This window comes from Qipengyuania sp., from assembly GCF_964227205.1.
Taxonomy (GTDB): Bacteria; Pseudomonadota; Alphaproteobacteria; order Sphingomonadales; family Sphingomonadaceae; genus Qipengyuania.
Genome location: NZ_CAXQVB010000006.1, coordinates 74,966 through 88,226 on the forward strand (window position 1 = coordinate 74,966; position 13,261 = coordinate 88,226).

The following is a 13,261-nucleotide window of genomic DNA, read 5'->3' on the forward strand; positions in this document are numbered from 1 at the left end:
CTAAAGCACCTCGTCCTCGTCGAGCAGCGGCGCGGCGGGGAAGGGCGGTTCGCTGACGGCCAGCGCTTCGACGATGCTTCCTGCGCGCTCGCCTGCATGGCCGTGGCCATCGATCTCGGCGATATGGAACAGCGCGTCGCCCTGGTTGACGACCGGCAGCGTGGCGTGGCCGATCACCACGCCGTCGGTCGGGCTGACCACATCCTCGGGGTCCTCGCCGAACAGCCCGCCGACCCGTGCGAGCAGATCGCCTGTGCGCACCACATCGCCCGAGCGGCATTCGCGCCGCGACACGCCGCCGCGCGGCGCACGCACCCAGCTCGAGCGGCTCGAGCGTATCGGCACCTCGACATCGGCGAGCCCATCGTCGGCGTCGATCATCCCGATATGGGCGAGCACGCGCATCACGCCTGCCATGCCGACCTCGATCGCGAAACGGTCGAAGCGCAGCGCTTCGCCCGCCTCGAGCAGCAGCATCGGCGTTTCGCGCTCGGCCGCCAGCGCACGCATCGAGCCCGGGCGCAGCGGGCTTTCGATGATGATCGGGGCTCCGAAGGCCATCGCCAGTTCGGTCAGGTAAGGGCTGCCCGAGGCGATGCGGATCTGCGGCAGGTTGTAACGGTGGACCGCGGCCGAATGGATGTCGATGCCGAGCGAACACCGGTCGATGACATGGGTGAGGAAGCAATGCGCCAGCTGCGCGGCGAGGCTGCCGTGCTCGGCGCCGGGAAAACTGCGGTTGAGGTCGCGCCGGTCGGGCAGGTAGCGGCTGTGCGCGGCAAAACCGTAGATATTGACCGCGGGCGCGAAGATGATCGTTCCGGCTAGCTGGTCGGGAGAAAGGCGTTCGAGCAGTCGCTGGATCACCGCCGTACCGATGATCTCGTCGCCGTGGATCGCGCCGCTTACGAAAATGCAGGGCCCATGGCCGGAACCATGCAGCACCTGCAGGGCAAGGGCGGAGTCGAGGCCGGTTACCTGCTGGCTGACGGGAATCGAGACGATTTCGCGCGTCCCCGGTGCGACGATACGATCATAGAGGGCGAATGGTTCGTGCGAAGTCCGGCTATGCATCGGCGCCATTCGCCACGATCGGTCCGTGCTTGGCAAGCAGTTTCGTCCGCCGACCCTTTCCAAGCGCGGCATGCTCGCCTACATGCCCGCTGCCTATGGCCCGTCCCAAGCCCGCCACTTTCGACAAGCAGAAGACCGTCGCCGACAACCGGCGCGTGCGGTTCGATTATCATATCGAGGATACTTTCGAGGCAGGCCTCGCGCTGCATGGGACCGAGGTCAAGGCGCTGCGCGCCGGCGAGGCGAGCATCAAGGAAAGCTATGCCGAGGTGCGCGACGGGCAGGTGTGGCTGATCAATGCCAACATTCCCGAATATTCGCACGGCAACCGCCTGAACCACGAACCCCGGCGGCCGCGCAAGCTGCTGCTTCATGCGCGCGAGATCGAAAAGCTGTTCGGAGCGGTCGAGCGCAAGGGCATGACGCTGGTGCCGCTGTCGATCTATTTCAATTCGACCGGCCGTGCCAAGGTCGAGCTCGCGCTCGCCAAGGGCAAGCAGGCGCATGACAAGCGCCAGGCGACCAAGGATCGCGACTGGCAGCGGGACAAGGCCCGCCTGTTGCGCGAGCGCGGCTGATTGCGCCCGTTCACCCCTTACAAAGCATCCGCCGGTTAACCACATTGCCAGCCATGCCGTTTTCTTCGCCCGCCGCCAGCTTCGCCCCCTTGAACTCGTCCGGCAGGCGGCGCATGGCGGAGGCGTGGCAATGACCGGGCACCGATCGAAGACCTTTCTGGCGGACTGGATCCGCCTTCGCATGCCGACGCGCGAGGAAATGGCGCAGAACAAATACCTGCGCCCGATCGCGCACCGTTTCCTCACCCCCGAACTGTGGCGCTTCACCCGGCGCAGCGTGCCGCGCGGCGTGGCGCTGGGTATCTTTGCCGGCTTCATCATTCCCGTCGGCCAGATCTTCCTCGCCGCCTTCATGGCGCTTCCCGCGAGGGCCAATGTCCCGCTGTCGGCACTGGTGACCTTCATCACCAATCCCTTCACCTTCCCCTTCTGGGCGGTGGTGGCGAACAAACTCGGCGCCTTCATTCTCAAGATCGACCTCGCGGCCACCGGCGGCGCGGCGCAGGACGAGATCACCAGCGGGCGCTGGGCTTGGTTCCTGGCCATGTTCGAGGGTGTCGGCGTGACCGTGCTGGTCACGATTTTCGGCTTCATCGTGCTGGCGGTGGTCGGTGCCGCGGTCGGCTATCTGCTGGCGGGCGTGGTCTGGCGCTTCGTCGTCGCACGCAAGCGCCGTCGTCGGTTGCTGGCGATGCAGCGCCGCCTCGACGAACGCCTGGACCAGGGCACGGGCGAATGATCGCGCGCGAAGAGAGCGCGGTTTCCGGACTGCCGCCTCTGCCGCTCATGCTTGGTGTCGCCGCAGCCAGCATTGTCTCGATCGCACTGGTCTGGCTGGTCGGCCAGCAGACGCTGGTCGCGCTGGCCTATGGCGGTTCGCTGGTGGCGCTGCTCCTGACGCTCCTGCTTGTGGCCCGCCTCAAGGCGCCGGCGGCCGATCATACCGTCTTCGAACCCGACTGGGCGGTGACCAGCGCCGCGATCGAAAACCGCCGCCGCGGCGTGGCGATCATCGACCGGGCCAATCGGCTGGTGTGCGCCAACTCGACCTACGAGGCCTGGTTCGGCGCCGAGTCCGCGCCGCCCGAACTGGCGTTCGATCCGCAGTCGCGCGAGGCAGTGATGGCGGCCGTGCGCGAGGCCTGGCGAGACGGCACCGCCAGTCTCGATCTGGTGATGCTTGAAGGTTCGGAGGCGCATTATCGGCTGCATATCGACCGCAGCGGGCGGGGCGAGGCCTATCTTGTCTGGCGCTTCGCCGAACTGCGTGAGGAACGCAGCTACGAAGGCCTGCCCGAGCGTCTTTCAGGCCGGCTGGGCGACGTGATTTCGCGCGCCGGGCTCGAGCTTGCGCTGGTCGGACCCGACGGCATCGTGGTAACCACCACCCCGGGGCTGGCCGAACGCGCGACCGGCAGCCGCGACACGTCGCTCGCCGGGCTGGAGTTCGTCCAGCTGCTGCGCTCCGACGATCGCGACCGCATCTTCTTCGCCCGCGAAGGGCAGCAGGGATCGCCGCAGACGCTGGTGCATGTGCCGCTCGATACGCCGCACAACGCCAGGCTGAGCGATGCCGACCAGGCCCTCTCGATGATGCTGCTGGTCGACAGCTCGGTGGGGATCGGCGGCGGCTGGGAAGGCAATGGCAAGGCGGCGATCCCGCAACTCGAGGCGTTGCTGTCCGCGCTCCCGCTGGGGCTTGCCCTGACCGATCGCGACGGCCGCTTCCTGTTCGCCAACAAGGCGTTTCTGCGCGCGGTCGAGCGTGTCGATCAGGGATTGCCGCAGTTTCCCTCCGATCTGGTCGTGCGCGAGGACAAGGCGGCGATGGCCGATACCGTGCGGCGCTTCGCCAAGGGGGCCACCGCGAGCGGCGACATGGCGGTGCGGCTGGCCAACGACAAGGAAGAGCCGGTTTCGATCGGGCTCGCCGGGGTGCGCGGGCTGGGCGACGCCGCAGTGCTGCTGTCGATTTCCGATTCGTCGGAAGAAAAGCGCCTTCGTCGCCAGGTCGCGCAGGCCACCAAGATGCAGGCGGTCGGCCAGCTGGCCGGCGGCGTGGCGCACGATTTCAACAACGTGCTGACCGCGATCATCGGCTATTGCGATCTCATGCTGTTGCGCCACACGCCGGGCGACAGCGACTATGACGACATCCAGCAAATCAAGGCCAATTCGAACCGCGCCGCCAGCCTGACGCGGCAATTGCTCGCCTTCAGCCGCCAGCAGACGCTACGCCCGGTGGTGCTGCAGCTGCCCGATGTGGTCAGCGAGGTCAGCCAGCTCTTGAAGCGGCTGATGGGCGAGAAGATCGAGTTCTCGGTCCGCCACGATCGCGAGCTCGGCTCTGTCCGCGCCGATCCGCAGCAGCTCGAGCAGGTCATCATCAACCTCGCGGTCAATGCGCGCGACGCGATGCAGGCGCATGCCATGAAACGCGGCAAGCACGACTGGAAGGGACGGCTGACGCTCGCCACCCGCCGGGTTTCCGCGCGCGACGTGCGCAAGATGGGCATCGATATCATGCCCGCCGACGATTATACCGTGCTGATCGTGCAGGATACCGGTGGCGGCATCCCGGAAGAGCATCTCAACAAGATCTTCGAACCCTTCTTCACCACCAAGGAACAGGGCAAGGGCACCGGGCTGGGGCTATCGACCGTCTACGGTATCGTCAAGCAGTCGAACGGCTTCATTTTCGCCGACAATGTCCAGGGTCCCGACGGGACGCCGATCGGGGCGCGCTTCACCATGTACCTGCCGGTGCACAAGGGCGAATTGCCTGCCGACATGCGCGGCGAAGAACCCGAGGAACCCAAGGCGACCGAATGGTCGGCCGGGGGCAAGCTTCTGCTGGTCGAGGACGAAGACACGGTGCGGGCGGTGGCCGAGCGCGCGCTGGTCCGCGCGGGCTATACCGTGACCGCGGTTGCCGATGGCGAGGAAGGGCTGGCTGCGATCGCCAATGGCAATACCGAATTCGACCTGATCGTCTCCGACGTGGTCATGCCGACGATGGACGGTCCGGCGATGGCCCGCGCGATCCGCAAGGTGAAGCCCGATGTCCCCTTCCTGTTCATGTCGGGCTATGCCGAGGAACAGCTGCGCAGCGAGATCGACATCGACAACATGCATTTCATCCCCAAGCCGTTCAGCGTGCAGCAGATCAACGCCAAGGTTTCCGAGGTGCTGAGCGAACAGCGCTGAGGGGCGTGGCCGCCCGAGCCAGTGGGGCTTTTGGAACAAAACCGGAAAAAAATTTCCGTTCCCTACTTGTTCCATGAGAACAAAGCCGATACACACTGCGCCAGTTGAAGAGTCGGGATGCGGCTCTGGCCAAGCGCAGGAGGTGATGTCATGGCGGCAAGTCTGAAGCTCGTAGAGGACAAGAAAGTGGACGCAGACCGCCAGAAGGCATTGGACGCCGCACTCGCGCAGATCGATCGCGCGTTCGGCAAGGGTTCGGCGATGAAGCTGGGCCAGAAGGAAGCCATGCAGGTGGAAGCGATCTCCACCGGCTCGCTCGGGCTCGACATCGCCTTGGGCGTGGGCGGCTTGCCCAAGGGTCGCGTGATCGAGGTCTACGGCCCCGAAAGCTCGGGCAAGACCACGCTGGCGCTGCATGTCATCGCCGAGGCGCAGAAGGCCGGCGGCACCGCCGCCTTCGTCGATGCCGAACATGCGCTCGATCCGGTCTATGCCCGCAAGCTCGGCGTCGATATCGACGAACTGATCGTCTCGCAGCCCGATACCGGCGAGCAGGCGCTCGAGATCACCGATACGCTGGTGCGCTCGAATGCGATCGACGTGCTGGTGGTCGACTCGGTCGCCGCGCTCGTCCCGCGCGCCGAGATCGAGGGCGAGATGGGCGACAGCCACGTCGGCCTCCAGGCCCGCCTGATGAGCCAGTCGCTGCGCAAGCTGACCGGCTCGATCAACCGCTCCAAGTGCATGGTGATCTTCATCAACCAGCTGCGCATGAAGATCGGCGTGATGTACGGCAATCCGGAAACCACCACCGGCGGCAACGCGCTGAAATTCTACGCGTCGGTCCGTCTCGACATCCGCCGCACCGGCCAGATCAAGGATCGCGACGAAGTTATCGGCAACGCCACACGGGTAAAGGTGGTAAAGAACAAGGTCGCTCCGCCGTTCAAGCAGGTCGAATTCGACATCATGTATGGCGAGGGTATTTCGAAGATCGGCGAGATCCTCGACCTCGGCGTCAAGGCCGGGGTGGTCGAGAAGTCGGGCAGCTGGTTCAGCTACGACAGCATCCGCATCGGCCAGGGTCGCGAGAACGCCAAGACCTTCCTCAAGGAAAACACCGAGCTGTGCGCCAAGTTGGAAGCCGCGATCCGCGGCCGCACCGACGAGGTCGCCGAAGAGATGATGACCGGTCCGGACGCGGACGAGGACTGACCCTCTTCAAGCGGGAGCGCGCCGACCTCGGTCACCCCGGGTCGGCGTACCGGCCGGACTGTCCCCCGGCGCTCCCGGAAAAACGGAAAGCCGGTGCGCGCCACGCCTTGGCCGCACCGGCTTTTCCGTACCTGTGGCAGGGCCGAACCGGCTCCCCTAGGCTACGCCGCGAATCGCCCGGACTTTCGCCGGGTCATGGGAGGCTCACCGATGACCATCACCGTTCACCACCTCAACAACAGCCGCTCGCAGCGGATCCTCTGGCTACTCGAGGAACTCGGCGCCGATTACGACATCGAGCACTACCAGCGCGATCCGGAGAGCAACCTCGCGCCACCCGAACTCAAGCAGGCGCACCCGCTCGGCAAGTCGCCGCTGATCGTCGACGAAGGCCTGTGCGTGGCCGAGAGCGGTGCCATCATCCAGTATCTTTGCGAAAAGCACGGCGGGGAGGCCTGGCTGCCCGCGCCAGAGAGCGAAGACCATGTCCGCCACCTCGAATGGATGCAGTTCGGCGAGAGCAGTTTCTTCGTACCTGTCATGCTCAAGCTCTATGCCGCGCGCCTCGGAGATGCCGCCGCGCCGCTCATGCCCCGCGTCGAGGAACAGTTCGCAGCGCATGTGCAGTTTGCCGAGGACAACATTTCCGACGACCTCCATTTCGTGGGAAATGACTGGTCGGCCGCCGATGTCATGATGAGCTTCCCGGCAGAGATCGCCGTCATGCAGGGCTATGTGGAGAAAGCCCCCAGGTTGGCGAAATTCGTCGAGGCGATCCACGCGCGCCCCGCCTGGCAGCGCGCGCGTGAACGGGGTGGGCCCTATTTCATGTGGTGACCAAGGGCGAAGTCGACCTTGCAATCGGGTCTCCCACCCCACAGAAGGCAGCCGCAGCCGTCGTGAACGGCCTCGACAAGAAGGCACGGATTATTCGATGAAGATCGCGGTTTTCGGGCTCGGCTACGTGGGCCTTTCCAATGCCATCATGCTGTCGCAGCACAATAGGGTGGTCGGCTGCGATATTTCGGAAGAACGGGTGGCGATGCTGAACGCGCGCCGCTCGCCGATCCAGGACGAGCTGGTCGAGGAATATCTGCGTCGCGACGATCTCGACCTGTTGTTCACCACTGATTCCGCGGCGGCGATCGGCGGCGCCGATTTCGCGATCGCTGCGGTACCGACCAATTATGACGTCGAAACCAATTTCTTCGATACTTCGGCCGTCGATGCGGTGATCGAGCGGGTCATGGCGGCCAATGACACCACGGTCGTGGTCATCAAGTCCACCGTCCCCGTCGGCTATGTCAGCCAGGCCCGCGCGCGCTTTGCCAGCGACCGGATTATCTTCAGTCCCGAATTCCTGCGCGAAGGCAAGGCGCTCTACGACAACCTCCATCCCTCGCGGATCATCGTCGGCGAGCAGTCCGATCGGGCGCGCCGAATCGCCGATCTCCTGCTCGAGCCCGCGCTCGAAAAGGACGTCCCCGTCCTCCTCACCGATGCAGACGAGGCCGAGGCGATCAAGCTATTCGCCAATACCTATCTCGCCATGCGCGTCGCCTTCTTCAATGAACTCGACAGCTATGCCCTGTCGCGCGGCCTCGACACGCGCCAGATCATCGAGGGTGTCGGGCTCGATCCGCGTATCGGGAGCCACTACAACAATCCCTCCTTCGGCTATGGCGGCTACTGCCTGCCGAAGGACACGAAGCAGCTGCTCGCGAACTATTCCGAAGTCCCGCAGAACCTCATCCGCGCGATTGTCGATGCGAATCGCACGCGGAAGGATTTCCTCGCCGACCGGATAATCGCCAAGGGACCCACCACGGTGGGCATTTTCCGTCTGGTGATGAAGGCGGGATCCGACAATTTCCGCCAATCCTCGATCCAGGGGATCATGAAGCGCGTGAAAGCCAAGGGGATCGAAGTCATCGTCTACGAGCCGGTGCTCGAGGACGACAGCTTCTTCGGCAGCCGGGTCGAGCGCGACCTCGCACGGTTCAAGGCCGAGGCCGACGTGATCGTCGCCAACCGTCTCGATCCCGACCTCGCGGACGTCTCCGCCAAGGTCTTCACCCGCGACCTGTTCGGCGCGGATTGATGGGCGAAAGCCGCACAGCGCTGGTTACCGGAGCGGCCGGCTTCATCGGCTATTTTACCTGCCGCCGGCTTTTGGCCGACGGTTTCACGGTAATCGGGATCGACAGCCTTTCGGACTATTACGATCCCGAGCTCAAGCGCAGGCGCCAGGCAGCGCTGCTGCAGAATGCGGCTTTCACCGCGATCAACGAGCCGATCGAAACGCCTGGCGTGCTCGCCAAACTGTTTGCGCACAACCAGCCCGATATCGTCGTACACCTCGCCGCACAGGCCGGTGTGCGCTATTCGATCGACAATCCGCGCAGCTATCTCGACAGCAATCTCGTCGGAACCTTCGAGCTGCTCGAGGCAGCGCGCGCGCATCCGCCGCACCACATGCTGCTCGCCTCGACCTCGTCGGCCTATGGCGCGAATACCGAGATGCCTTATCGCGAGACGATGAGGGCGGATCACCCCATGTCGTTCTACGCCGCCACGAAAAAGGCGACCGAGGCGATGGCGCACAGCTATGCGCATCTGTTCGACCTGCCGGTGACGATGTTCCGCTTCTTTACCGTCTACGGCCCGTGGGGGCGGCCCGACATGGCGCTGTTCAAGTTCACCCGCGCCATGCTCGAAGGTGAACCGATCGACGTCTACAACCACGGCGAGATGATGCGCGACTTCACCTATGTCGACGACCTCGTCGAGGCAGTTCGTCGCCTGATCGAGACACCTCCCGAGCGACCGCAACCGCCCGACGACATCGCCGCGGGTGACAGCCTCTCGCCGGTCGCGCCCTGGCGCGTGGTCAATATCGGCAACTCGCAACCGGTCCAGCTCGGGGACATGATCTCCGCGCTCGAGCAAGCGTTGGGCATCGAGGCGAAGCGCAATCTCATGCCGATGCAGCCCGGCGATGTGCCGGCCACCTGGGCCGATGCCCGCCTGCTCCGGATGCTCACCGGCTATGTTCCCAACACCGATATTCGCGAAGGCGTAGCCCGCTTCGTGGCGTGGTATCGGGACTATTACGAGATTTGAGGCGATGACCGACCAATCCGAATGGACCGGCAATGTGGGCAATGTCTGGGCCCGTGAATGGCAGCGCACCGATCGCAGTTTCGTGTCGCTGACCGCGCGCTTGCTTGAGGTGGCAAGGGCGTCACCGTTCTCGCAGGCGCTCGATATCGGCTGCGGCGCGGGCGAGATTTCGCTGAAGTTGGCGCGGGGCGCCCCCGCGGCGCGGGTGACCGGAGTCGATGTCAGCTCCGATCTTCTCGAAACCGCTCGTGAGCGGGGCAAAGACCAGTCCAATCTGCATTTCGAGCAGTGCGATGCGGCACGCTGGGCTCCGGCGGATGGACAAAGGCCCGACCTCATCGTCTCGCGGCACGGCGTCATGTTCTTTGCCGACCCGGTGGCCGCCTTCGCGCATGTCGCAGGGCAGGCGGTCGGGTCGGCGCGTCTCGTATTCTCCTGTTTCCGCGAACGTGCGGAGAACGACTGGGTTCGAAGCCTCGCCTCCGTCGTTCCGTCCGGCGACGCACCGGTACCCGATCCCGATGCACCCGGCCCCTTCGCGTTCGGACGGCGCGACCGGGTCGAGGGCATCCTGTCGCGGGCGGGTTGGCGCGACATCGGTTTCGAAGCCATCGACTACGGCATGGTGGCCGGTGACGGCGAGAACGCGGTCGACGACGCCCTCTCCTATTTCCTGCGCATAGGGCCCGCGGCGCGCGCGGTGGCCGCGCTCGAGGATGATCGGCGCGACGAGGTTCTCGATCGCCTGCGTACCATGCTTCATGGAAAGCTGGTCGATGGCCGGGTCACGCTGCCGGCCGCCTGCTGGATCGTGACTGCCCGCGCGCCCGGCTGATCGCCTCTCCTGCACAGTCTGGCCGGGCATTCGCGCTTGTCGCCTGCGGCGCGATTGCCTAACTGCGCGCTCATGACCTCGACCAACGACATCCGCCGCAGCTTCCTCGACTATTTTGCGTCCAACGACCACGCCGAAGTTGCGAGCGCGCCGCTCGTGCCCTTCAGCGATCCGACGCTGATGTTCGTCAATGCCGGCATGGTGCCGTTCAAGAATGCCTTCACCGGGCTCGAAACCCCGCCCGCGCCACGCGCGACCAGCGCGCAGAAATGCGTTCGCGCCGGGGGCAAGCACAACGATCTCGACAATGTCGGCTACACCGCGCGGCACCACACCTTCTTCGAAATGCTCGGAAATTTCAGCTTCGGCGACTATTTCAAGGAGCAGGCGATCCACCATGCATGGACGCTGCTGACGAAGGAATGGGGTCTCGACAAGGACCGCCTGCTGGTCACTGTCTATCACACCGACGATGAAGCCTTCGACCTGTGGAAGAAGTTGACCGGTTTCGCCGACGAGAAGATTATCCGTATCCCGACCAAGGACAATTTCTGGGCCATGGGCTCGGACGGTCCCTGCGGCCCGTGCTCGGAGATCTTCTACGATCATGGCGAGCATATCTGGGGCGGCCCTCCGGGGAGCCCGGAAGAAGACGGCGACCGCTTTGTCGAAATCTGGAATCTCGTTTTCATGCAGTTCACGCAGGAAAACGACGAGATCGTCGGCGACCTGCCGAAGCCGAGCATCGATACCGGAATGGGGATCGAGCGCGTCGCGGCGGTGCTGCAGGGCGTGCACGACAATTACGACACCGACACGTTCAGAAATCTGATTGCCGCGAGCGAGAGCCTAACCGGGGTAAAGGCCGAGGGCGAACGAACCGCAAGCCACCGTGTGATCGCCGACCATTTGCGCTCGACCAGTTTCCTCATGGCCGATGGCGTCCTGCCATCGAACGAAGGGCGCGGCTATGTCCTTCGCCGGATCATGCGCCGCGCAATGCGCCACGCGCATCTCCTGGGTGCGAACGAACCGCTGATGCATCGCCTTGTGCCCGCACTCGTCACCGAGATGGGCCAGGCCTACCCCGAACTCCAGCGCGGGCAGGCGCTGATCCAAGAGGTGCTCGAACGCGAGGAGACCCAGTTCCGCCGTACGCTCGACAAGGGGCTCAGGCTGCTCGACGAGGCGACCGGCGAGATGGGCGAGGGCGGTACGCTAGACGGCGGGACCGCTTTCAAGCTCTACGACACCTACGGCTTTCCCTACGATCTCACCGAGGATGCCCTTCGCAGTCGCGGAATCGGGGTCGACAAGGCCGGTTTCGACGCCGCGATGGAACAGCAGAAGGCAGCCGCCCGCGCCGCGTGGAAGGGCTCGGGCCAGTCGGCCAACGAGGAAGTCTGGTTCGACATTGCCGAACGTGAAGGATCGACCGAATTCACCGGCTACAGCTCGACCACGGGCGAGGCGGCTGTTGTCGCCATCGTCAAGGACGGCGCCGAAGTGCAGGAGGCCGCCGAGGGCGATGAGGTCGTCATTCTCACCAATCAGACGCCCTTCTATGGCGAAAGCGGTGGGCAGACGGGCGATGCCGGTCGTATCTGGACGCCCGAGGGTCTCGAATTCACGGTCGAGACGACCAACAAGCCGCTCGGCCGGCTGCACACCCATGTCGGTAAGGTCGCGAAAGGCACGGTGAAGGTAGGCGACGCAGTCCATCTGTCGATCGATGTCGAGCGTCGCGACCGGATCCGTGCAAACCACTCGGCGACGCACCTTGTTCACGCCGCGCTGCGCAACCGTCTCGGCGGACATGTAACGCAGAAGGGTTCGCTGGTTTCGGACGATCGCTTCCGCTTCGACTTTTCGCACCCCAAGCCGCTCTCGGACGAGGATATCGCCGCGATAGAGGCCGAGGTGAATGCCGAAATTCGCGCCAACGAGCAGGTCGGCACACGGCTGATGACGCCCGACGATGCGGTTGCCGCCGGCGCGCTGGCGCTGTTCGGCGAAAAGTATGGCGACGAGGTCCGGGTGCTCTCGATGGGTCGCAAGGGCGAAGAAGGGCGCACCTATTCGGTCGAGCTGTGCGGCGGGACGCATGTCAAGGCGACGGGCGACATCGGCTTGTTCAAGATCGTTTCGGAAAGCGCGGTCAGTTCGGGCGTGCGCCGGATCGAGGCACTGACCGGCGAGGCGGCGCGCCAGTGGCTGGCCGCGCGCGACGAGGCGGTGCGCGCGATTGCCAGTGCATTGAAGGCCTCGCCGGACGAGGCCCCCGCGCGCGTCGTGGCGCTGGTCGAGGAGCGCAAGCGGCTCGAGAAGGAACTCGCCGAAGCCAAGCGTGCCTTGGCGCTGGGCGGCGGGGTGGCCGGCGATGCCGGCCCTGCCGACGAGGATCTCGGCGGCGTGACCTTCTCCGGCCAGGTGATCGAGGGGCTGAACCCCAAGGAACTGCGTCCGCTGCTCGACGAGGCGAAAAATCGCATGGGTTCCGGCATCGCCGCGATTTGCGCGGTCAACGATGGCAAGGGTGCTTTCGCAGTGGCGGTGACCGAGGACCTGACCGACCGCTTCACCGCAGTCGACCTTGTCCGCGTTGGTGTGGAAGCGCTCGGCGGCAAGGGCGGGGGTGGCCGCGCCGACATGGCGCAGGGTGGCGGCCCCGACGGCAGCAAGGCCAGTGCGGCGCTTGCTGCCGTTCGCGAGGCGATTGCCGGCTAGCGACCGTGACGCAGGTAGAGGGCGCGCAGGTCGCGCTCTACCGCCCCGATTTCTGCGGTATCGTGCAAGCCGGCGTGACTCGCCGCAATCGTCCGCAGCCGATCAGCTAGCGCGGCTGCTTCCGCGCGGACCTTCCTATCCTGCGCGCTGTCCATGATCCGCTTGGCGAGGAAGTTGAGATCGCTGACAGGGCGCATCGCGAGAAAGGCGTCGACCATCGCGCCAAGCACCGCTCGATCCTCGCGCCAGTCCCTGTCGGCGAAGAGATGCTGGACCACGTGCTGTCCGGCGCCGAAGCATTCGAACGCGATACAGCCAGCAAAGCCTTCCTCCGCGCGGCGCGTATAGATCGTGCACAGCCCGTCGGACCCGAGCTTGGGGCAGGCCTGGCCGGCTTGCTTGGCCGCTGAAAAGCCCGGCATCTCTTCGGACGGATAGGCAATGCAGCACAGCGCTGCACACCGGCTGCAGTCCGAGCGCGTTTCGAGGACGGACGCCATGG

11 protein-coding genes are annotated in these 13,261 nt (G+C 65.1%); 9 read left to right on the forward strand and 2 right to left on the reverse strand.

Going from position 1 to position 13,261, the window contains the following annotated elements:
• Positions 1-1,074 carry a succinylglutamate desuccinylase/aspartoacylase family protein gene (locus ACEQZ0_RS13570; protein ID WP_370191536.1) on the reverse strand — a complete coding sequence of 358 codons (1,074 nt, stop codon included), beginning with the start codon at positions 1,072-1,074 and terminating at the stop codon, positions 1-3.
• Between the two features lie 95 nt (positions 1,075-1,169).
• Between ACEQZ0_RS13570 and smpB the strand changes: the two genes are divergently transcribed.
• From smpB to alaS, 9 genes are all read left to right on the forward strand, one after another.
• On the forward strand, positions 1,170-1,652 hold the full coding sequence (gene smpB / locus ACEQZ0_RS13575; RefSeq protein WP_370191538.1) for an SsrA-binding protein SmpB: 483 nt from the start codon (positions 1,170-1,172) through the stop codon (positions 1,650-1,652).
• A 130-nt stretch (positions 1,653-1,782) separates the two neighbouring features.
• Positions 1,783-2,391, forward strand: a complete 609-nt coding sequence (locus ACEQZ0_RS13580; protein ID WP_370191539.1) for a DUF2062 domain-containing protein — start codon at positions 1,783-1,785, stop codon at positions 2,389-2,391.
• Complete coding sequence (locus tag ACEQZ0_RS13585; protein WP_370191540.1) at positions 2,388-4,859, forward strand: response regulator; 2,472 nt, start codon at positions 2,388-2,390, stop codon at positions 4,857-4,859. Before ACEQZ0_RS13580 ends, ACEQZ0_RS13585 begins: the two co-directional genes overlap by 4 nt.
• Positions 4,860-5,009: 150 nt before the next feature.
• Entirely contained in the window at positions 5,010-6,074 is a 1,065-nt protein-coding gene (recA, locus tag ACEQZ0_RS13590) for a recombinase RecA (RefSeq protein WP_370191542.1), read from the forward strand.
• A gap of 210 nt (positions 6,075-6,284) precedes the next feature.
• A complete protein-coding gene (locus ACEQZ0_RS13595; RefSeq protein WP_370191543.1) occupies positions 6,285-6,911 on the forward strand; it encodes a glutathione S-transferase family protein in 627 nt (208 codons plus the stop codon).
• A 97-nt stretch (positions 6,912-7,008) separates the two neighbouring features.
• Positions 7,009-8,175, forward strand: a complete 1,167-nt coding sequence (locus ACEQZ0_RS13600) for a nucleotide sugar dehydrogenase (protein ID WP_370191544.1) — start codon at positions 7,009-7,011, stop codon at positions 8,173-8,175.
• Positions 8,175-9,197 carry an NAD-dependent epimerase/dehydratase family protein gene (locus ACEQZ0_RS13605; protein WP_370191545.1) on the forward strand — a complete coding sequence of 341 codons (1,023 nt, stop codon included), beginning with the start codon at positions 8,175-8,177 and terminating at the stop codon, positions 9,195-9,197. Before ACEQZ0_RS13600 ends, ACEQZ0_RS13605 begins: the two co-directional genes overlap by 1 nt.
• A gap of 4 nt (positions 9,198-9,201) precedes the next feature.
• On the forward strand, positions 9,202-10,032 hold the full coding sequence (locus ACEQZ0_RS13610; protein ID WP_370191546.1) for a trans-aconitate 2-methyltransferase: 831 nt from the start codon (positions 9,202-9,204) through the stop codon (positions 10,030-10,032).
• Between the two features lie 72 nt (positions 10,033-10,104).
• Positions 10,105-12,759, forward strand: coding sequence for an alanine--tRNA ligase (alaS, locus tag ACEQZ0_RS13615; RefSeq protein WP_370191547.1), 2,655 nt, complete (start codon positions 10,105-10,107; stop codon positions 12,757-12,759).
• Here the strand turns inward: alaS and ACEQZ0_RS13620 are convergent.
• Positions 12,756-13,259 (reverse strand): hypothetical protein, encoded by a 504-nt coding sequence (locus ACEQZ0_RS13620; RefSeq protein ID WP_370191548.1) that lies wholly within the window; start codon positions 13,257-13,259, stop codon positions 12,756-12,758. The two genes, alaS and ACEQZ0_RS13620, sit on opposite strands and share 4 nt — an antisense overlap.
• Positions 13,260-13,261: the final 2 nt, after the last annotated feature.

What these genes read in the sequence shown, in the direction of transcription:
- ACEQZ0_RS13610 (WP_370191546.1), top strand. Translation starts at nt 9,202, where the DNA reads ATGACCGACCAATCCGAATGGACCGGCAATGTGGGCAATGTCTGGGCC.
- ACEQZ0_RS13580 (WP_370191539.1), top strand. Translation starts at nt 1,783, where the DNA reads ATGACCGGGCACCGATCGAAGACCTTTCTGGCGGACTGGATCCGCCTT.
- ACEQZ0_RS13620 (WP_370191548.1), bottom strand. Translation starts at nt 13,259, where the DNA reads ATGGCGTCCGTCCTCGAAACGCGCTCGGACTGCAGCCGGTGTGCAGCG.
- ACEQZ0_RS13570 (WP_370191536.1), bottom strand. Translation starts at nt 1,074, where the DNA reads ATGCATAGCCGGACTTCGCACGAACCATTCGCCCTCTATGATCGTATC.
- ACEQZ0_RS13595 (WP_370191543.1), top strand. Translation starts at nt 6,285, where the DNA reads ATGACCATCACCGTTCACCACCTCAACAACAGCCGCTCGCAGCGGATC.
- ACEQZ0_RS13600 (WP_370191544.1), top strand. Translation starts at nt 7,009, where the DNA reads ATGAAGATCGCGGTTTTCGGGCTCGGCTACGTGGGCCTTTCCAATGCC.
- ACEQZ0_RS13585 (WP_370191540.1), top strand. Translation starts at nt 2,388, where the DNA reads ATGATCGCGCGCGAAGAGAGCGCGGTTTCCGGACTGCCGCCTCTGCCG.
- alaS (WP_370191547.1), top strand. Translation starts at nt 10,105, where the DNA reads ATGACCTCGACCAACGACATCCGCCGCAGCTTCCTCGACTATTTTGCG.
- recA (WP_370191542.1), top strand. Translation starts at nt 5,010, where the DNA reads ATGGCGGCAAGTCTGAAGCTCGTAGAGGACAAGAAAGTGGACGCAGAC.
- ACEQZ0_RS13605 (WP_370191545.1), top strand. Translation starts at nt 8,175, where the DNA reads ATGGGCGAAAGCCGCACAGCGCTGGTTACCGGAGCGGCCGGCTTCATC.
- smpB (WP_370191538.1), top strand. Translation starts at nt 1,170, where the DNA reads ATGGCCCGTCCCAAGCCCGCCACTTTCGACAAGCAGAAGACCGTCGCC.